Origin of the sequence: Streptomyces sp. HUAS TT7, assembly GCF_051550175.1 — a bacterium.
Taxonomy (GTDB): Bacteria; Actinomycetota; Actinomycetes; order Streptomycetales; family Streptomycetaceae; genus Streptomyces.
Genome location: NZ_CP196175.1, coordinates 8405381 through 8424804 on the forward strand (window position 1 = coordinate 8405381; position 19424 = coordinate 8424804).

General features: G+C 70.2%; 12 protein-coding genes and 1 pseudogene. 7 read left to right on the forward strand and 6 right to left on the reverse strand.

Annotated features, from left to right (window positions below; genetic code table 11):
* Nucleotides 1-472 precede the first annotated feature (472 nt).
* Nucleotides 473-928 (forward strand): annotated as a pseudogene (locus ACSHXC_RS38220) (transposase family protein); the annotation flags it as partial.
* Between the two features lie 295 nt (nt 929-1223).
* Here the strand turns inward: ACSHXC_RS38220 and ACSHXC_RS38225 are convergent.
* The 3 genes from ACSHXC_RS38225 to ACSHXC_RS38235 all read right to left on the reverse strand — a co-directional run bounded on the left by ACSHXC_RS38225 (nt 1224) and on the right by ACSHXC_RS38235 (nt 4357).
* Nucleotides 1224-1652 (reverse strand): hypothetical protein, encoded by a 429-nt coding sequence (locus ACSHXC_RS38225; protein WP_438295919.1) that lies wholly within the window; start codon nt 1650-1652, stop codon nt 1224-1226.
* A gap of 2136 nt (nt 1653-3788) precedes the next feature.
* On the reverse strand, nt 3789-4142 hold the full coding sequence (locus ACSHXC_RS38230) for a hypothetical protein (protein ID WP_438295920.1): 354 nt from the start codon (nt 4140-4142) through the stop codon (nt 3789-3791).
* 44 nt (nt 4143-4186) lie between these two features.
* Nucleotides 4187-4357, reverse strand: coding sequence for a hypothetical protein (locus ACSHXC_RS38235; RefSeq protein WP_438295921.1), 171 nt, complete (start codon nt 4355-4357; stop codon nt 4187-4189).
* Nucleotides 4358-5101: 744 nt separating this feature from the next.
* On the opposite strand from ACSHXC_RS38235, the gene ACSHXC_RS38240 reads away from it, so the two are divergent.
* Nucleotides 5102-5644, forward strand: coding sequence for an SMI1/KNR4 family protein (locus ACSHXC_RS38240; RefSeq protein ID WP_438295922.1), 543 nt, complete (start codon nt 5102-5104; stop codon nt 5642-5644).
* Between the two features lie 268 nt (nt 5645-5912).
* On the opposite strand, the gene ACSHXC_RS38245 is transcribed toward ACSHXC_RS38240, so the two are convergent.
* Complete coding sequence (locus ACSHXC_RS38245) at nt 5913-6038, reverse strand: RICIN domain-containing protein (RefSeq protein ID WP_438295923.1); 126 nt, start codon at nt 6036-6038, stop codon at nt 5913-5915.
* A 769-nt stretch (nt 6039-6807) separates the two neighbouring features.
* Complete coding sequence (locus ACSHXC_RS38250) at nt 6808-7752, reverse strand: LysR family transcriptional regulator (RefSeq protein WP_438295924.1); 945 nt, start codon at nt 7750-7752, stop codon at nt 6808-6810.
* 70 nt (nt 7753-7822) lie between these two features.
* On the opposite strand from ACSHXC_RS38250, the gene ACSHXC_RS38255 reads away from it, so the two are divergent.
* The 3 genes from ACSHXC_RS38255 to cydB are packed head-to-tail and all read left to right on the forward strand — an operon-like array spanning nt 7823 to nt 11628.
* On the forward strand, nt 7823-9013 hold the full coding sequence (locus tag ACSHXC_RS38255; RefSeq protein WP_438295925.1) for a TDT family transporter: 1191 nt from the start codon (nt 7823-7825) through the stop codon (nt 9011-9013).
* On the forward strand, nt 9010-10557 hold the full coding sequence (locus ACSHXC_RS38260; RefSeq protein ID WP_438295926.1) for a cytochrome ubiquinol oxidase subunit I: 1548 nt from the start codon (nt 9010-9012) through the stop codon (nt 10555-10557). The genes ACSHXC_RS38255 and ACSHXC_RS38260 overlap by 4 nt, the downstream gene beginning before the upstream one ends.
* Before the next feature lie 51 nt (nt 10558-10608).
* Nucleotides 10609-11628 carry a cytochrome d ubiquinol oxidase subunit II gene (gene cydB / locus ACSHXC_RS38265; protein WP_438295927.1) on the forward strand — a complete coding sequence of 340 codons (1020 nt, stop codon included), beginning with the start codon at nt 10609-10611 and terminating at the stop codon, nt 11626-11628.
* A 177-nt stretch (nt 11629-11805) separates the two neighbouring features.
* Here the strand turns inward: cydB and ACSHXC_RS38270 are convergent, their stop codons facing one another.
* Entirely contained in the window at nt 11806-12642 is an 837-nt protein-coding gene (locus ACSHXC_RS38270) for a helix-turn-helix transcriptional regulator (protein WP_438295928.1), read from the reverse strand.
* 384 nt (nt 12643-13026) lie between these two features.
* On the opposite strand from ACSHXC_RS38270, the gene ACSHXC_RS38275 reads away from it, so the two are divergent.
* Nucleotides 13027-13245, forward strand: coding sequence for an MbtH family protein (locus ACSHXC_RS38275; protein WP_438295929.1), 219 nt, complete (start codon nt 13027-13029; stop codon nt 13243-13245).
* The gene (locus ACSHXC_RS38280; protein WP_438295930.1) at nt 13242-19415 is read left to right on the forward strand and encodes an amino acid adenylation domain-containing protein; all 6174 of its coding nucleotides are present in this window, start codon (nt 13242-13244) and stop codon (nt 19413-19415) included. Before ACSHXC_RS38275 ends, ACSHXC_RS38280 begins: the two co-directional genes overlap by 4 nt.
* Nucleotides 19416-19424: the final 9 nt, after the last annotated feature.

Genomic DNA, 19424 nt, shown 5'->3' on the forward strand with positions numbered 1-19424 from the left:
TGAAACGAGAGGGGCCGCGCAGGAGGGTGTTTCTGCTCACCCCGTTCGAGTGACAGACGCATGTCTACCCGCCGAGTCGGGCAACCATGCGATAGCTCGAACAATCCACTGGGTCAAGCCCCACTGCCTGGACAGGAAAGGGAACCTCATGCGCCGTATCGCCGCAGTTATCCTCGGAACTGCCTGCATCTTTGGGCTCACCATCACCACCGCAATGGCTGCCCCTTTTGACGGGCCCCTCGACGATGGCGGTGACACCGTGCTCATGCTCCCCGGCTTTCATGGTGTCCGGTAGTTCTGAAGCGCGGGCCCGGTTGATGCTCGGGTGACGGTAGCAGAGTGCGCAACGCGCGGGGCTCCCGTGCTGTTGGGGGAGGTGGTTCGAAGTCTCAACTCATCGGCACAGGAGCCGCGTTAGTCTCCTACCCGTGCCGCACTCGTCCTGCCCCATGCCCTGGTCGAGTGGGTCACCATGCTCATCGTCACCCGTGAGGGTGGCCGTCGTTGCAAACTCCCGCCGCACCAGCACGCGCTGGTCGCCCTGGTGCACCTGCGCAAGCACGACACCCTCGCCCAGATAGCCACCGGCTTCGGCATCTCCGCGGGAACGGCACACGCCTACACCAGCAGCGTGATCGACCTGCTCGCCGGCCGCACGCCGGTCCTGCTCAAGGTCCTGCGCACGCACGACCTTGACTACGTGCTGCTGGACGGCACACTCGCCGAGTGCGACCGCCTGAGCGAGGGTAGGACCGACCACTCTGCCAAGCACCGCCGGCACGGCGTGAACGTGCAGGTCGTGACCGACCCGGCTGGACGCATCCTGTGGACCTCACCGGCCCTGCCAGGTCGGTGCGTCGGACGCGTAATGGCACGACTCAAGTCCTGGCGGATCTTCCGCAGCGTTCGGTGCCGTCCGGGCTGCCCTTCGCGGTGCGGGTGTCGGTGAGCAGGCCGAAGCCGTCCGCGTCGTTGCCGAGGCCGTTGAACGTCCAGTCCATGTATAGCTGGGCGCATTTGTCGCCGTTGGCGACCTGGTTCACTCCGCCAGGGAAGCCTCCGCTTTCGTGGGGCTGCGCTGTCGTGGGTCTGGTCACCGGGTGGTGAGGGGGCTGCCCTGGCTGGTAGTGCCCGTGGTGGTCTGGGGGACTGTCGTCGCAGGTATGGGGTGGCTCCTGTGGTTCCTCTACAGGACCTGCGCCAGGGATGTGTTGGAGCGGTGGCTACTGGCTTTGGCGTACCTTGACGCCGCCGACCAGCGAGTACGCGCGGACCTTGACCACCGCGCCGCCGGGCTCGCCCGCCAGGCTACGGCTGCGCCCGCCGGCCAGGGAGAACCCGCTGACCTCGACGGTGGTGCCGGCCGGAACTGTCAGGTCGACCCCGCCGAATACCGAGAAGGCATCGACCTCGGCACAGGCGCCCTCTGGGTAGGCCAGTTCCGCGCCGCCGATCAGGGCCGCTTTGATGAGGCGGGTCGGACCGGCCGGGAGTGTCGCGTTGGTGTGGTCGAGGTTGGCTCCGCCGATGGCGGCGACATGCACGGTGCGCTCGCGCGCCTGGAAAGTGCCGCGGTGCTTGAGTCCGCCGAGGAGCGACAGGCTCCACTCGGTGCGGCGGGCCGGGGACGCGGTGTTCTTCGTGATCTCCATGTCCCCAAAATTACGGCCGCGGCCTGACGCGCCAACAGTGTCCGCGGGTACGAACTCCGCATGACAAACGTCATCGTGCGCAGATGACGCGGGGAGGCGCCCCTGGACCGCCAACCATTCAAGTGACGGCCGGACCGAAACAGGACATGGGTGACGTGGCTGTCGCGAGTCGCCGTGGGCTTGAGGCGCGCACCGGGGCACCGCGGATCGCATCCTGGATCGCACAACTGAGGGTGGGCGGGCTGTCCGCCGCGGGCTGTGTGTGCGGCCGCTGCGCATGGTGCGATGAAGGTTCTCAACTGTTCCTCGGCTTTGGTGTGTTCGTCCGGGGGCAGGGTGCGTCGGGCGCGGAGTTCGCTGATCTCGACGGGACAGCTGCGGTGGTCCGTGTCGGGCCAGGGCGGTTCCACGGTGTAGAGGAGGTGTCGGCCGTGCGTGGTGGCCCGCCACCGCTGTCGGCTGCCATCGCCGTGACTGCCGAAGTGGTCGACGGACATCTCCCCCCACGTCGTCGTCGCAGGGGAACCGAGGGCCGCTCGCCGGCAGGCCTCGTCCTTCAGGCAGACGATGAGCCGCCATGCGGGGCGCGGCGCCTGGTGGCGGGGGTGCGCGCGGCGTTGGTGGTCGGTGCGCCCCACGCCGAGCCGGTGAGCCTCGTCCAGGTGGTGGTCCTCGAGGCGGCGCAGGGCTCGGCGTACGGCGGACCGCTGGGCGTCACTGGGCTCATCCACGGCGTAGACGATGCGGGCGAGTTCGGTGACCGAGGCGAACCGCGGGGGTGCCGTCCAGCGTGCTGCGGCCGTACGGCTCACCGTGCAGGTGGGCGAGTACGGCGCGCCGGACGCGCCCGGGTACCCGGGACCTGCCTCCAGCGTGCATCGTGACCCGGACCCGAGTAACGAACACTTGAGGGCGCCCGGGCGCATCCGGGTCAACCCTTGCGCTGCAGGCAGCTTCCTGAATCCGATCACCCCTGCCCGCCACTTCGGTGGAGGAAGCCCGGCGACTTTACGGAGGGAAGGATCCGCGTCCGGCGGGCCCCACACGTCCCAGGGGTCCACGTGGATGCTGGCTCGGGGTTGTTGAGGTTTCCGCCTGCAGGGGGGCGGTTGTCTATGCGTGGCCGGGTGGCCCACCCTCGCGCCTGGCTGATCGGATCTTGGCTGACCGCGTCGGACGGTCTCTGGGGCGGCCTCTGTCGAAGTGGACAGGGGTGGGCCAGAGTTGAGCCCAGGTGCCGTGCGGCTGACGGCAGACGTAGATCGCGGCGTGGTGGTTCGTCTCCTCGTCGTGCACCCCGTTCATCCGGATCGGGGCGACTTCGGTGACCTCGGACCACGCCCGGTGCAACTGCGCGGGGCCGAATTCGCCCACGCACAGCGCGATGTCCGGGCGTCCGGGCGGCGAACCCCAGAGTACGTAGGTGTTCTGAGCAGTGAGAGTACTGGCTGGTGCAGGCCCTGCGCCGGGCCCAGGACGGTGAGTGCGCCCGCCTCGCCGTAGTTGCTGGTGAAGACCGGGGTTCCGGGTGGCAGCGCGGTTGCGGCCTGCCGGACCTGATCGACGAACCCGGGCCATCCTGGTCAACCCGCTCGCGGGGGAGAGGTCACCGAATCCGCGGTGATGCCGGGGGAACACCGGACCGGCTGAGGTGGGTGGGTGGCCCCGGGGTGTGGCGTTCCGTCACGCCGGCATAGGGCCGCTCGCCTGCCCCGGGGCGGGTGCAGCATGGCATGTACCGGCGGCGCGCGGCGGACCGATCCGTGAGGATGGCTTGCAACTGCCGTGCAGGCAGCGACTTTTCGGTGACGTGTACCGGTCGGGCGCCGTGGCACTGCCCGATCAGACCGGCGTAGCCGTGGATCGTGTTCAGCCCCCACGCGGAGGCGCGGCCATTCGACGACCACCGGGAGGGAAGGGGACTGTAACGATCGTCCGGCGCGTTCTGCTGACAGTTGGGCCCTGTGCTGGACGAGGTGGGGCAAGAGTGCCGCCGAGGACAGCGTCGCCCAACGATATGAGTGACACCCAGACCTGACCCGACACTGTGGTCATCGTGCCACGCCTCCGATCTTTCAGACAGTCTCGCTGTGATCGGTGTGATCACGGCGTCCGAACCGTTGGTCCGGCCGGCGATCAGGCGTCTGGGTTCTTGCCGTTGGCGGCGGCCTTGATGCGGTCGACCTGGCGTTTGGCGAACTGCTGCAGGTCGGCGGCTTTGGTGACGTTGACGCCTGCCAGGTAGGCGACGACTGTTCCGACGCGCAGAACGGCGCTGGAGGAGTCGCCGGTGGTGTAGGCGTCCGTTTCATCAGCCCCGGACTGGATTTTGAGCGCGGTCGACTTGCCGTCTTCCTTGTGCGCGGACGTGGCGACTCCCTTCATGCCTGCTTGGGCGTTGCTGACGCCGTCGTAGGCGAGCAGGGTGAACCGCATCTTCGGGCTGGAATCCGCCTCCGAACTCTTCGCCTCGTAGAGCGAGTTCCCCATCGCTGTCGCTCCTGCGCACGCCAATTCCTGGTAGCCGCAGTACTTCAGGGCCTCGGCGCCTGGTAGACCACCGGCTCACTGCCCCGCCACCCTTGAGGGGCGCCGAGCTTGCCGGGCATCGCCTGGCTGAGCTGGGAGGGAGTGAAGGGTTTGGCCTCGGTGTCACCGCCCTGTTGTGAACAGGCAGTCATCCCCAGTACCAGCACGGTACCCATGTACCAGCACGGTACCCATCACGGCACCGCAGATCCCCCGACGCACCTGTCACTCCTCACTGTCTTTGATCACTTGTCATGTATACGTAACACCACAGACTCCAGTACCTCCAACTTCCTTTCGGGCCCTGGCACATGGCAGACCAGCACCGGCCGACTCGGCTTCGACGTCGGGTCGAGGGGTAGATTTGATCCGCCTGTCTGCGCGTCGCCCAACGGCACGTGAGCAGGCGCCCTTCCCGGTCGGCGACGCAGGCCAGTCTGCTCAGGACTCCCCGGCCGCCTGCATCTGCACTGTCAAGTTTGGGCCAGGCGGATTGGGCGTGAACTGCACTGGCGGGTAGTCGTTGCAGTGCTCGACTATGGGGGAGGTCCGGGTTCTCCCGGGCCGTGCGGAAGTGGGCGGCCCCGGCTCCTGTAAAGAGTCGGGTCGTCCGTTCCTTGGACGGCCTCGCTGCGATCGGCAACAGTTGGGGATCGGCTCAACTCCGTTGTGGGCGCCCGGCACAGGAGTGCGCGCGGCAGCCGGGACGGCCCTGTCCTCCCGCGGCTGCGGCGAAGTGCCAAGTAGCTCAGCGTGATGCAGCGGCCTCGGCTCGGCGGCCCGCATGGCACGCGACCGACGTGGGTTCGGCGGTCCGGCTTCGCCTTCGTGCGGGACGGTGAACTGTCCGCACGCCGCCGCCGGAGCAGTTCGAGCCGAGTGGGAGCCACGCCATCTCGGGGCGTCGTAGTCTCTCGCGCATGGATTCGATGAAGGAGTTGTGGGCGCGGCTCGAGGGGCGCGTACCGCAGGGGCTGGCGCCCGGCGCGACCGATGAGGAGATTCGTTCCGCGGAAGAGCGGATCGGGGTGAGGTTGGCGGTGGATCTGCGCGCCTCCTACCGGCTGCACAACGGCGGCCCGATGCCCTTCGTCGCCGGGCGGGACTGGGACGTGTGGGAGGCGCTGACGCTGGATCAACTCGTGGGACTGCACGAGGGGTTGATGGAGTGTCGTGAGACCGGATGCGAGCACGAGGCCGGCCTGGAGGACTGTGGGTGCGAGTGGCACCGGCGCAACGGCCACCCTGTGCGTCAGGGCAACTCCTGGTACCGGGGGTGGCTTCCGGTCGTGGACGGCGGTGACAGCTCGTACACAGTGGTGGACATGTCGCCGCTGGCCGACGGCACGGTGGGGCAGGTGATCGCGGTGGACTGTGCGGGGCCGGCTCCGGAAGTGATCGCGGGGTCCTGGCGGGCGTACGTGCAGGGCGTGGCGGACGGCCTGGACGCGCTCGGAGCGTGACCGGCACGCAGGAAACCGGGTTCGGTGTACGACCGGCGAGCCATGCGGCGGAGTTCGGCCTCGCGGATTTCGGTGCCCGGGCCGACGGGCCCATGCATGTGAGCACGTGCTGCTGACCGCACTCGGTCGCGCACCGCCCGTTGGCACCGGGCTCGCCGCGTCGCGCTGGAGGCCACGTGTCTTCACACCCCGGCGATGCCACCCAGTCTCCGACGTGCCGGGCACCCGGTGACCCGTGATCCCGGGCCTGCCCGCGACGGGCCCGGGATCACGGTGGTGGTCGGTCGTTCCAGTGCTGGAAGTCGACGCGCCACTTCTGGGCGTCGGTGCCATTGAACGTGTACTGCTGCACGTTGGCGCTGTTGTCCTTGGAGCCGCCGGTGATGTGCTCCACCTTCACGGCGTGCCGATGCCGGCCCGGGCTCGTGCGCCACCAGCCCCGTGCCCGCTGGGACAGCGTGAGACCAGCCCCGCTCCCACCGGCCCTCGTGAATTGTCTGCAGTCCGAGCCCGCCCGACCTCCAGGTTGACGCGGCCGAAGGCTTACCCGACCAGGCGCACTTGGTCGCGTCGGCGGTGAAGTCCCTTGCCGTGGCGTAGATGTATCCCGGCACAGCCTGGCCCCCCGTTGGAACGACGGTAAAGTCATCTGCATACGGATGGACCAGAGGGGACCTCAACAACGAGCGCGCTGGCCGATGCTCTGGACTCCGTGCTGGACACGGTTGGCCGCGCTGCATCGGATGCCGAGTTCATGGCCTCTGGGTCATGGCCCGGTGTCGTGGCGGCCGCACGGGATGCACTGGCCACACTGACTGAGTAGAGCGAGTTCGCTCGGCCCGCGCGACACATGCAGGCGGGCGGGGGCGGAGGCCGAGGCCGTGGGGTTCAGGGTGTTGGTTGTCATGACTGGCTCCTCCCACCTGGAGAGCGATGGTGAGAGCAGCAGGAAGAGGAAGGTGTACATGGTGCCCCGGCTTCGTCCGGGGGTGTCGCCTTACCCTCTGGTTCCTGGCCGGGCGCCGGTAGGTGGCAGGTTGACGTATGCATAGGACGGCTCTATGGGGTGGCGAGGCTGGAGGGGCAGTGTGCGCCTCCCAGGGCCGTTCCCGGGCAGGGGAGGCGGTACCCGGCTGCGGGAACCCTGGGAGCGGCTTTCCCTCTCACAGCCGCCGGCCCGGTGTGCCGGTGCTTCGAGGGGCGGCAGACTGGCGGGCGATGGCGACCAGGTCGCGAGCGGGTCCCGTGGGGCGGTGACCGGTGGGCCAGACGGCGCGCAGCACCCGGTCCAGCTCCAGGCCCGTCACGGCGGGGGACCTGAGCGAACCGCTGGCCAGCTCGGCCGCGACCGCGAGCGAGCTCAGCACCGCGGGGCCGACCCCGCCCGCCACCGCCGACTTGATCGCGGTCGTCGAGGACAGCTCCAGGGCGGCGGACGCCTGCCAGTCGGGCAACTGCTTGAGCACGGCCCGCTCGAAGGCGGTCCGGGTGCCGGAGCCGGACTCCCGCTGGATGAGCTGGCTTTCGGCCAGTTCGTCGAGGGAGATCGTGCCGCGCCGCGCCCACGGGTGATCGGGGGCGACCACGACGACGAGCCGGTCCTTCGCCACCGGCTGGCTGTGCAGCCCCTTCGGCGCGCGCGGGCTCTCGATGAACCCGATCTCGGCGCGCCCCTCCAGGACAGCCGCGCCGACCTCCGACGAGTTCCCGGACTCGAGGGCGACAGTGGTCGTGGAGGTGCGGCCTCGCAGCGCCACCAGCCAGCGCGGGAAGAGGTATTCGGCGATGGTCTGGCTGGCGGCGACGCGCAGCCGGGAGTGTCGACTGTCCCGCAGGGCTTGGATGCCCACGTCCAGCTGGTGCGCCGAGTCGAGGACCTCCTGAGCCCATTCGGCGATCAGCGCGCCGGCCGGGGTGGGCCGGGAGCCCAGCGTCGTACGCTCGAGGACGGGGACACCCACCAGCTTCTCCAGATAGCGGATGCGGGAGCTGACCGAGGGCTGGCTGATCCCGTGCGCCTCCGCGGCCCGGCCGAGGCTGCCGAGCTCAATGACGCTGAGCAGCAGGTCAAGGGCTGAGAGGTCGGGGACGTGAGGAGACAAGCGCATAGGTTCATTCTATGGACCCATTGGTCTGCTCCCTCTACCGCACACATGGGGCACGCCGCAGGGTGGGGCCATGAGCACCAAGATCGCACCTTCCGCCCCTGCGCAGCGCCGCCTGCTGCGTGACCTTGAGCAGCCCCGGGACGCCTTCCGGCACCTCGGCCCGAACTGGTTCGCCTCCGTGATGGGCACCGGCATCGTCGCCAACGCTGCCGCCACCCTCCCTCTCCAGTTCCCGGGCCTGCGGACCGCTGCCACGGTGGTGTGGGCGTGCGCCGCGCTGCTCCTCGTGGTGATGACCGCCTCCTGGACCGTGCACTGGGTGCGCCACCGGGACATCGCGCTGGCCCACGGCAACAACCCCGTGATGTCGCAGTTCTACGGTGCTCCGCCGATGGCCCTGATGACCATCGGCGCCGGAACCCTGCTGCTCGGCAAGGACTGGATCGGCCTGGACGCCGCCGTCGCCGTCGACTGGACCCTGTGGCTGGCCGGCACCGTGCTCGGACTGCTCGCCGCCTTCACCGTCCCCTACCGGATGATCACCCGGCACAAGGCCGCCCCCGACGCCGCCTTCGGCGGCTGGCTGATGCCGGTCGTACCCCCCATGGTGTCGGCCGCGATGGGCGCCCTGCTCATCCCGCACACCCCCGCCGGGCAGCTGCGCCTCACCATGATCCTGGCCTGCCTCGCGATGTTCGGCATCAGCCTGTTCGCCGCGTTCATCGTCATCAACATGATCTTCTCGCGGCTGGTGCACCAGGACATGCCTCCCGCGGGGACCGTGCCCACCCTGTGGATCGTGCTCGGCCCGCTGGGCCAGTCGGTGACCGCCGCGGGGCTGGTCGCCAACGCCGCGCCGAGCGCCCTGCCCGGTGAGTACGCCCGCGGCCTGGCCGTCTTCGCCGAGGTCTTCGGCGTCGTCACCTGGGGCTTCGCGATGATCTGGCTGGCCATCGCCGCCGCCGTGACCATCCGCACCGCCCGCACCACCGGGCTGCCCTTCAACCTCACCTGGTGGGGCTTCACCTTCCCCGTGGGCACCTGCGTCACCGGCTCGATCGGCCTGGCCGCCCGCACCGACGCCAACCTGTTCCGCTGGGCCGCCATCGCCCTGTACGCCCTGCTCGTCGCCGCCTGGGCCGTGACCGTGGTCCGTACCGCCAGGGGCGCCCTGCGCGGCACCCTCTTCCTGCCCCCGCCCACCCCTGTTCCCGCCGCCGTTCGCGCCGTTCCCGCTCCCGCGCTCAAGGCCGCCTCGTGAACCTGGCTCTCGCTCCGGAGACCATGGCTCGCTGGCAGTTCGGCATCACCACGGTCTACCACTTCCTGTTCGTACCCCTGACGATCTCACTCGCCGCCGTCACGGCGGGACTTGAGACCGCGTGGGTGCGGACCGGCAAGGAGAAGTACTTCCACGCCACCAAGTTCTGGGGCAAGCTCTTCCTGATCAACATCGCCCTGGGCGTCGTCACCGGCATCGTCCAGGAGTTCCAGTTCGGCATGAACTGGTCCGACTACTCAAGGTTCGTCGGAGACGTCTTCGGCGCCCCGCTCGCCTTCGAGGCGCTCATCGCCTTCTTCCTGGAGTCCACCTTCATCGGGCTCTGGATCTTCGGCTGGAACAAGCTGCCGAGGAAGGTCCACTGCGCCTGCATCTGGCTGGTATCGCTCGGCACGGTCTTGTCCTCGTACTTCATCCTGGCGGCCAACGCCTGGATGCAGCACCCGGTGGGGTACCAGCTCGACAAGGCCACCGGCAGGCCCCGACTGGCCGACCTGTGGGCCGTGTTGACCCAGGAGACCGTGCTGGTCAACGCCTGGCACACACTCAGTGCGTCGTTCCTCACCGGCGGCGCCTTCGTCGTCGGCATCGCCTGCTTCCACCTCGTCAAGGCCAGGCAGGCGCAGGACCGGGGCGAGGAACCCGGCGCCGGGCAGCGCAAGCGGACCGCCGTGATGCGCACCTCGCTGCGCCTCGGCCTCGCCGTCGCGGCGGTCGCCGGCCTCGCCACCGCGGTCAGCGGTGACAGCCTCGGGCAGGTCATGTTCGAGCAGCAGCCGATGAAGATGGCGGCGGCCGAAGCTCTGTGGGACTCGCAACAGCCCGCGCCGTTCTCGGTGTTCGCCGTCGGCGACCTGGACGAGGGCCGCAACGACGTCGCCGTCGAGGTGCCCGGCCTGCTGTCCTTCCTCGCCCACCACAACTTCGATGACGCCGTCCCCGGCATCAACGACATCGCCCGGCAGGAGGCCGCCCGCTTCGGCGGCGATCCCAAGGAATACGTCCCCAACATCTTCATGACGTTCTGGGGCTTCCGGCTGATGATCACCTTCGGCATGGTGTCGTGCGGTGCCGCGGCGGCCGGCCTGTGGCTGACCCGCAGGAAGTGGTGGCTGGCCCCCCGGCTGCGTACGGCCGAGGACGAGGTGCCCCGGCTCACCCTCACCAAGGAACACGAACTCGCCCCGTTCTTCGCCCAGTGGTTCTGGCGCGTCGGCATCCTCACCATGGGCTTCCCGCTCGTCTCCAACTCATTCGGCTGGATCTTCACCGAGATGGGCCGCCAGCCCTGGGTGGTGAACGGCCTGATGAAGACCGGCGACGCGATCTCACCCGGCGTCTCCACCGCCTCGGTCGTCATCTCTCTGGCCGTCTTCACGCTGCTGTACGCGGCGCTCGCGGCGGTCGAGGTGCGGCTCATGGCCCGGTACGCCAAGGCTGGACCGCAGACCGACGAACTGCCACCGGGGAAACGGCAGTTGCAAGACAACGTCCCCGATCGGGTCCCGGCCCTCACCTACTGACCGCCGAACCTGCCCAACCGCCCCACCGCACCGACCTGTTCAGGGACCCCCATGCAACTCCACGACCTCTGGTTCGTGCTGATAGCCGTTCTGTGGACCGGCTACTTCTTCCTCGAGGGATTCGACTTCGGCATCGGCATCCTCACCCGGGTCGTCGCCCGCGACGAGGAGGAGCGCGGCGTTCTGCTGGCTACGATCGGCCCGGTCTGGGACGGCAACGAGGTATGGCTGCTGACTGCCGTCGGCGCGACCTTCGCAGCCTTCCCCGACTGGTACGCCACGCTGTGCAGCGGCTTCTACCTGCCGATGCTGGCCGTGGTGACCTGCCTGATCGTTCGCGGTGTCGCCCTCGAATACCGCCACAAACGCGACGACGCACCCTGGAAGCTCGCCTGCGACCGTGCGATCTTCTGGTCGTCCCTGGTCTGCGCCTTCCTGTGGGGAGCGATCTTCGCGAACCTGGTGCACGGGACACCGATCGGCCCGGACAAGAACTTCACCGGCACCTTGCTCGACCTCATCGGCCCGTACGGCCTGCTCGGCGGGCTCGTCACGCTGTGCCTGTTCACCCTGCACGGCGCGCTGTTCGCCGTGCTCAAGACGGACGGCGAGATCCGGGAGCGGGCCCGTTGGACGGTTCGCCGGGCCGGCGGGTTCGCCGTGACGCTCACCCTCGGCTTCCTGCTGTGGACCCATGTGCGCGACGGCAGCGTCGCCACCCTGGTCCTGGAAGCCGCGGTCATCGCGACGCTGGTGCTCGCCGTCGGGCTGAACGAGAAATCCCGGGACGGCTGGGCGTTCGCGATGTCGGGGTGCGCGGTCGCCGCCCTCGTCACGCTGCTCTTCCTCGCCATGTTCCCCGCCGTCATGCCCTCTTCGCTCGACCCCGACTGGAGCCTCACGGTCACGAACTCGGCCGCAGGCCCTCATACATTGAAGATCCTGACCTGGGTCGCGGGCTTCATGACCCCGGTCGTCATGGGCTACCAGGCCTGGACGTACTGGGTGTTCCGCAAGCGCGTCGGCCTCGCCCGCACTCCGACGCCCGCCCTGCCGCGTGTGGGGGACTGAGGGCTGCGGCCTCGACATCGGCGGCCGGGGCCCGGCCCCGGCCGCCGTACCGGCTCGGCCTGTGGCTCACCCACGCGTACGCCCTGGCGGCGCGGGACCGGCTGACGAGCCCGTTCCAGCAGTCCCCGCCGGGGCTGACGGCGCCGCTCGCGCCGGCCCCGGACGGGGAGAAGCGGGTCACGGCGTCGGCCGCTGCTCCGGTCCTGCGGTGGCGGCGTCGTTCCGGGTGACGATGACGAACCGCAGATCCCGGCTGCCCACCGGCAGGAGTACCTGGCTGGTCACCTCGACGACCGCCCCTTCGTGCACGGGCAGCCGGAGCCGGATGCGGTGGCCGTCGGGGTGCTCGACGACGGCGTGTTCGTCGGACCAGATGCGACGGCAGTCGGCGTCGGTCAGCAGGTCGCCGATGAGCGCGCGCAGGCGTGGGCTGCCGGGGTTGCGGTTGGCCGCGATGCGGAGCATCGCCAGATAGACCCGGGCGAAGTCGTCCTCCCAGTCCAGGAGTTGGGTGCGAGCCTCCGGGGCGAGCAGGACCCAGCGCATCAGGTTCGGCCGCGGCTCGCGCACCCACGGGAACCAGCGCGCCATCGTGGCGTTGGCGGCGACGACGTTCCACGACTCGTCGGAGAGGTAGGCGGGGTGCGGGTTCTGCACCTCAAGCAGGTCGAGCACGGCCGCCGGGGGAGGGGACGGCCGTGCCGTGTGCTCCTCGGGCGGGCGTCGGCCCGACACTCCCAGGAACAGGGTGAGCCGTTCGGCCTCGTCGAGGCGCAGGACGTCGGCGACCGCCTGGAGGAAGGCATCCGAGAAGTCCCGCCGCGTGCCCGTCTCCAAAGCGCGGTACCACCCTTCGCTCACTCCGGTGAGACGGGCCACGTCGGCTTGCGAGAGCCGGCCGCGCGACCGGTGGGAGCCGCCGAGCGAACCGTGCGCGGACCGGCGGTCCATGCGGTGCCGCCAAGCCCGCAGCAGCCGTCCTACGGCCTGTCCTTCGGCCAGCGGTGCCGTCAATTCCAGGACCGGACCTTGGTCCCGGGCGTGCAGTGGACTTTGGTCCCGATTACTCATACGGATCCTTTACGCAAAGGGGGTGGGAACTGTTCCGGTTCGACGCCGAACAGAGAGCGGCCTGCGCGGAATTGGCCTAGAAAACACTGGGCAGGCGCTGCGGCCGCCCCGGATCCGTGTGCTTCTTGCGCAACCACGGAAAAGGATCGTAACTCCTGGTCCCGACACTGCAAGTGGCGGCCCCCTTCACGCAGAATGGGTCCGCCAATTCGGCCCGCGGCGATTGCCCGGCGAGCGGCGCTTATCTCCCGAGAAACGGGCCCGGTATGCGAATCCGCTTCTTCTTCCCGAAGCCCACGGCCGCCGCACCCTCTGATCGGAGATGAAATGAGCAACCCATTCGACGACGAACGCGCTGCGTTCCTGGTTCTCGCCAACGACGAGGGTCAGCATTCGCTGTGGCCGGTCTTCGCGGAGCCGCCGGCCGGCTGGCGGGTCGTGAAGGGCGAGGACACCCGGCAGGCGTGCATCGAGTACGTCAACGCCAACTGGTCCGACATCCGGCCGCAGAGCCTCGTCGATGCCATGGCCGGGAGCGCGGCATGACGCACCCCGAGATGACCCGTCCCGCCCGGCGGGCCGCCGACGAGGCGTTCCCGGCGCGGACGGTGCCCGGTCTGTTCGCCGCGCAGGCCGCCCGCACGCCGGACGCGGTCGCCGTGGTCGGCGCAGGGACCACGCTCACCTACGCCGAACTCGACGCCAGGGCCAACCGGTTGGCGCACCGCCTCGTGGACATGGGCGTCCGCCCCGACGCCCCGGTCGCGCTGCTCATGGAACGCGGCCCCGACCTGGTCGCCGCGATCCTCGCCGTCCTGAAGGCGGGCGGCGGCTACGTCCCGCTGCGCGCCGACTTCCCCGCCGACCGGCTCCGCTGGATCACCGCCCAGGCCGGCGCCGCCGTCCTGCTGCGCGACCCGGCCTCCGCCCACGTCGCGTTCGAGCACGCCGCCGCCGAACTGCTCCTGGACGAGGGGGCCTTCGCCGACCGCCCGGGCACCGACCCGGCCGTGCCGCTCTCCGGTGATCACCTCTGCTACGTGATGTACACCTCCGGCTCCACCGGAACGCCGAAGGGTGTGGCCGTCACCCACCGCGACGTGACGTCCTTCGCCACCGACCGCTCCTGGCAGTCCCACGACGAGCACCGAGTGCTCCTGCACTCCCCGCACTCCTTCGACGCCGCCACCTACGAGCTGTGGGCACCCCTGCTCAACGGCGGCACCGTGGTGGTGGCACCCCCGGGCCCCAACGACACGCACGACCTGGCCGAGCTGATCTCCGAGTACGACGTCACCGGGCTCTTCCTCACCGCCGCCCTGTTCGACCTGGTCGCCGCCGAGCGGCCCGAATGCCTGGGCACAGTGCGGGAGTTGGGCACCGGCGGCGACATCGCACCGCCCCAGGCGGTCCACCGGGTCCTGGAGGCCAACCCGGGCATCACCGTCCGCAACCTGTACGGCCCCACCGAGGCCACCGTCGCCGCCACGGCCCACCCCGTGCGCTCGGTCACGGACGTCGGCCAGGTGGTCCCCATCGGCCGCCCCCTGGACAACTCCCGGACCTACGTCCTCGACGGCGAACTCCAGCCGGTCCCGGCGGGGGTGGTGGGTGAGTTGTACATCGCGGGTGCGGGTCTGGCGCGTGGTTATCTGGGTCGGCCGGATCTGACGGCGGAGCGTTTTGTTGCCTGTCCCTTTGGTGGGGTGGGTGAGCGGATGTATCGCACGGGTGACTTGGCGCGTTGGAATGCCGAGGGTGAGTTGGTGTTCGCGGGTCGGGTGGACGATCAGGTGAAGATCCGTGGGTTCCGGATCGAGTTGGGGGAGGTGGAGAGTGCGCTGGCGTCGTTCCGGGGTGCGGCCCAGGCCGTGGTCGTCGTGCGCGAGGACCGGCCCGGGGACAAGCGCCTCGTCGGCTACATGACGGGAACGGACCTCGACGTCGCCGATGTCCACGCCTTCCTCACCGGACGGCTCCCCGCCTTCATGGTGCCGTCGGCGATCGTCGTCCTCGACGCCCTGCCCCTCACCGGCAACGGCAAGGTGGACCGCAAGGCGCTGCCCGCCCCGGCGGCGGCCACGACCGCCGAAGGACCCCGCCGTGCGCCGCGCACCCCGTACGAGACGACCCTGTGCGCGCTGTACGCCGAACTGCTCGGCGCCGACCAGGTGGGCATCGACGACGACTTCTTCGCCCTGGGCGGCCACTCCCTGCTCGCCACCAAGCTCGCCGCGCGCATCCGGTCGGCGCTCGGCGTGGACGCATCGGTCCGGGACGTCTTCGCCCTTCCGACGCCGATCCACCTCGCCGCACACCTGGAATCGGCCCGGGCCTCCGAGCGGCCGGCTCTGCGGCCCACGCCCCGCGACGGCGACATGCCCCTCTCCTTCGCCCAGCGACGCCTGTGGATCCTCGACCGGCTGGAGGGCCCCAGCGCCACCTACAACCTTCCGTTCGCCCTCACACTCACCGGACAACTGGACCTTGAGGCGCTGCGGGCCGCACTGACCGACCTGGTCCGGCGCCACGAGGTGCTGCGCACCGTCTACGTCCAGGTGGACGGTGAACCGCGACAGCGGATCCTGCAGCCCGCGCCGGTGGATCTGCCCGTCGAAGAAGTCGACGAACAGGAGCTGGCGGCCGCGTACTCCCGCGCGAAGAGCCACGTCTTCGACCTGACCCGGACTCCACTCGTGCCGCGCTTGCTGCGCACCCGGCCCGACGAGCACGTCCTGCTGCTGACCGTGCACCACATAGCCGCCGACGGCTGGTCGGTGGACCCGCTCCTGCGCGACCTGGCCATCGCCTACGCGGCCCGCCGCACCGGGCGGGCCCCCGGCTGGGAACCGCTGCCCGTCCAGTACGCCGACTACACGCGGTGGCACCCGGAGCTCCTCGGTTCGGCCGACGATCCGGAAAGCACGCACTCCCGTCAACTGGCGTACTGGCGACGGGTGTTGGAGGGTGCACCCCCCGAGCTCGCCCTCCCCTACGACCGCCCCCGCCCCGCCGCCCCGACCCAACGCGGCGGCGACGTGCCGCTGGTCCTCGACGCCGCGCTGCACGAGCGGCTCCAGCAGGTCGCGCGCGAGACCGACACCACGCTCTTCATGGTCCTGCACGCCGCCCTGGCGGTCCTGCTGCACCGTGTCGGCGCCGGCGAGGACGTCCCGGTGGGCAGCCCGATCGCGGGCCGCACCGACGAGGCGCTCACCGACCTCGTCGGGTTCTTCGTCAACACCCTGGTGCTCCGCGCCGACCTCTCGGACAACCCCACCTTCCGGGACCTCCTGGCCCGGGTGAAGGACGCGGACCTGGACGCCTTCAGCCACCAGGACGTCCCGTTCGACCGGCTGGTCGAGGAGCTCGCGCCCGACCGGTCCGCAGCACGACACCCGCTGTTCCAGGTCATGTTCGTACTCAACCAGGCGATGCCCGACCCGGAGCTGCCCGGCCTCGACTGCCGCACGGAGCTCCTGCGGCTCGACTCGGCGAAGTTCGACCTGACCGTGAACCTGGTCGAGAACCGGTCCGCCGACGGCCGGGCCGCCGGGATCACGGGTGCGCTCGAGTACGCCCGTGACCTGTTCGACCACGACACCGTCCAGGGCCTGACCGAGCAGCTCGTGCGCGTCCTGGAAACGGTGGCCGGCCAACCGGACACCCGCATCGGGCAGTTCGACCTCCTGTCGGCCGCCGACCGCGAGCGGATCCTCGTGGACTGGAACGACACCGCCCTGGACCTGCCGGCGGCCACGCTGCCCGACCTGTTCGCGGCGCAAGTGGCCCGCGACCCCGCCGCACCCGCCGTGATCGCCGACGGGGTCGAGGTCGGCTACGCCGAACTGGACGCCCGGGCCGACCGCCTCGCCCATCTCCTGGCGGGCCGCGGCATCGGTGCCGAGGACACCGTCGCCGTGTCGATGCCGCGCTCGCTGGAGTGGATCACCGCGGTGCTCGCGGTCGCCAAGACCGGAGCCGTCTACGTACCGGTCGACCCCGCCTACCCCCGCCGGCGGATCGAGTACGTCCTCGGCAACAGCGCACCCGCCCTGCTGCTCACCGTGACGGGCCTGGAGCAGACCCTGCCCCCGGTGGACGTGCCCCGTCTGACGCTGGACACCCTCGACGATCTGCCTCCCGGGGAGCCGTTCACCGCGGCCCACCGGGTACGGCCGCTGAACGCCGCCAACGCGGCGTACCTCATCTACACCTCCGGCTCGACCGGCCTGCCCAAGGCCGTCGCGGTCAGCCATACCGGCCTCGCGAGCCTGGTGGCCCACCAGGTCCGGGTCTTCGGGGCCGGACCGGGCAGCCGGGTCCTCCAGTTCGCCTCGCCCAGCTTCGACGCGTCCGTCCTGGACCTGTGCGGCTCGCTGCTGACCGGAGCCACCCTGGTCCTGGCCCGCGCCGAGGACCTCGAAGTGGGACAGCCGTTGGTGGACACCGTCGCCCGGTACGGCGTGACCACCGCGCTGATTCCCCCTGCCGCCCTGGCCGTCCTGCCGGAGGGCTCACTGCCCACGGTGCGCACCCTGGTCGTGGGCGGGGACTCCTGCCCGCCGGAAGTGGTCGCCCGCTGGTGCCGCGACCGCCGCATGATCAACGCGTACGGCCCGACCGAGAGCACCGTGTCCGCGACCATGGCCGCGCCGCTGCGCGCGGACGGAGCCGTGCCGCCGATCGGCGTGCCCGTCGCCAACACCCGCGTGTACGTCCTGGACCAGTGGCTCCAGCCGGTCCCGGCGGGGGTGGTGGGTGAGTTGTACATCGCGGGTGCGGGTCTGGCGCGTGGTTATCTGGGTCGGCCGGATCTGACGGCGGAGCGTTTTGTTGCCTGTCCCTTTGGTGGGGTGGGTGAGCGGATGTATCGCACGGGTGACTTGGCGCGTTGGAATGCCGAGGGTGGGTTGGTGTTCGCGGGTCGGGTGGACGATCAGGTGAAGATCCGTGGGTTCCGGATCGAGTTGGGGGAGGTGGAGAGTGCGCTGGCGTCGTTCCGGGGTGCGGCCCAGGCCGTGGTCGTCGTGCGCGAGGACCGGCCCGGGGACAAGCGCCTCGTCGGCTACATGACGGGAACGGACCTCGACGTCGCCGAGGTGCGTGAGCACCTGGCGACCCGGCTTCCCGCCTACATGGTGCCGTCCGCGATCGTCCTGCTCGACGAGCTGCCGGTGACCAGCAACGGCAAGACGGACCGCAAGAACCTGCCCGCCCCGACCGCGTCCACGACGGACTCGCGGCCGCCTCGCACCGGGCTCGAACGGACCCTGTGCGCGCTGTACGCCGAGCTGCTCGGCACCGTCGGCGTGGGCATCGACGACGACTTCTTCGCGCTGGGCGGCCACTCCCTGCTCGCCACCAAGCTCGTCGTCCGCATTCAGGCCGAGCTCGGCGTCGACGTCCCCGTCCGCACCGTCTTCACCTCCCGGACCGTGGCCGCCCTGGCCCGAACCGTCGAGGGCGGCGCGGCCGACGACGTGGACCTGGCGGCCGAGGCCCGCCTGGACCCGTCGATCACGGTGAACCCCGCCAACACACCGCGTCCGCACGACCCGCAGGAGGTGCTGCTCACCGGCGCGACGGGCTTCCTGGGGTCCTTCCTCCTCGCAGAGCTCCTGCGCGTCCACCCCGACGCCACCGTGATCTGCGTGGTCCGGGCATCCGGGCCCGACGAAGCGGCGACCCGCGTCGAACGGAGCCTGGCCCGGTACGGCCTGTGGGACGAGAGCCTGCACAAGCGGATCAACGCCGTCGCAGGCGACCTGGAACAGCCGCTGCTCGGCCTCCCCGAGGGTGAGTTCACCGCCCTCGCCGACCGGGTGGACGTCATCTACCACAACGGCGCACGCGTGCACCATGTGGACCCGTACCAGCGGATGAAGGCCGCCAACGTCCTGGCCACCCAGGACGTCCTGCGCCTCGCCGCGCGGGGCGGCGGCGTCCCCGTGCACTACGTGTCCACCGGCAGCGTCCTGGTCGGCACCGGGGACAACCCCGCCGAACTCGCCGAAGACCGCCGCGTCGCCCCCGAACTGGTGCTGCCCAACGGCTACATCCAGACCAAGTGGGTGGCCGAGGACCTGATGCGCGAGGCGAAGCGCCGGGGCATCCCCACCACGATCCACCGGCCCGCCCGGATCAGCGGCCACACGGCCTCCGGAGCCGCCGGCACCGACGACTCCTTCTGGAAGTTCGTCAAGGCCTGTGTGGAACTCGGCGCCGCACCCGACGCCGAAGGAACCCTCGAACCCGAGGACCTGGTGCCGGTGGACCACATGGCCGCCGCCATCGTCCACCTGTCCCGCCGGACGGTGCCCGAGGGACCCGTCGTCTCCTACACCCTGACCAACCCCACACCCACCCGACCCGAGGACGTGCTGCGACAGGCACGGCTCGCCGGTCACCGGATGGAAGCCCTGTCCGGGCCGGAGTGGCAGGCCGCCCTCACCGCCGCCGCCGTCGACGCCCCCGAGGACAGCGCCATCCCGAGCATCGCCCTCCTGTACGGCGACTCCCCGGTCACCCTGCCCGCGGGCCACACGCCGCCACGCTTCGCAGGCGGCAACGCCCTGCGGGACCTGAGCGGTTCGGGCTTCAACTGCCCTGTAATCAATGATGAGTTGATCCAGCGCTACCTCGCGTACTACGCCGACACCGGCTTCCTGTCCCGGCCGGGCTCGGGTACGGAGGCCATGCCCGCCGGGACGTGATCAGCCTCC

Bases quoted from the DNA above. Each gene is read 5' to 3' on its own strand.
- ACSHXC_RS38225 (WP_438295919.1), bottom strand. From the start codon at position 1,652: ATGGAGATCACGAAGAACACCGCGTCCCCGGCCCGCCGCACCGAGTGG.
- ACSHXC_RS38235 (WP_438295921.1), bottom strand. From the start codon at position 4,357: ATGGGTACCGTGCTGGTACTGGGGATGACTGCCTGTTCACAACAGGGC.
- ACSHXC_RS38240 (WP_438295922.1), top strand. From the start codon at position 5,102: ATGGATTCGATGAAGGAGTTGTGGGCGCGGCTCGAGGGGCGCGTACCG.
- ACSHXC_RS38230 (WP_438295920.1), bottom strand. From the start codon at position 4,142: ATGGGGAACTCGCTCTACGAGGCGAAGAGTTCGGAGGCGGATTCCAGC.
- ACSHXC_RS38280 (WP_438295930.1), top strand. From the start codon at position 13,242: ATGACGCACCCCGAGATGACCCGTCCCGCCCGGCGGGCCGCCGACGAG.
- ACSHXC_RS38275 (WP_438295929.1), top strand. From the start codon at position 13,027: ATGAGCAACCCATTCGACGACGAACGCGCTGCGTTCCTGGTTCTCGCC.
- ACSHXC_RS38250 (WP_438295924.1), bottom strand. From the start codon at position 7,752: ATGCGCTTGTCTCCTCACGTCCCCGACCTCTCAGCCCTTGACCTGCTG.
- ACSHXC_RS38255 (WP_438295925.1), top strand. From the start codon at position 7,823: ATGAGCACCAAGATCGCACCTTCCGCCCCTGCGCAGCGCCGCCTGCTG.
- cydB (WP_438295927.1), top strand. From the start codon at position 10,609: ATGCAACTCCACGACCTCTGGTTCGTGCTGATAGCCGTTCTGTGGACC.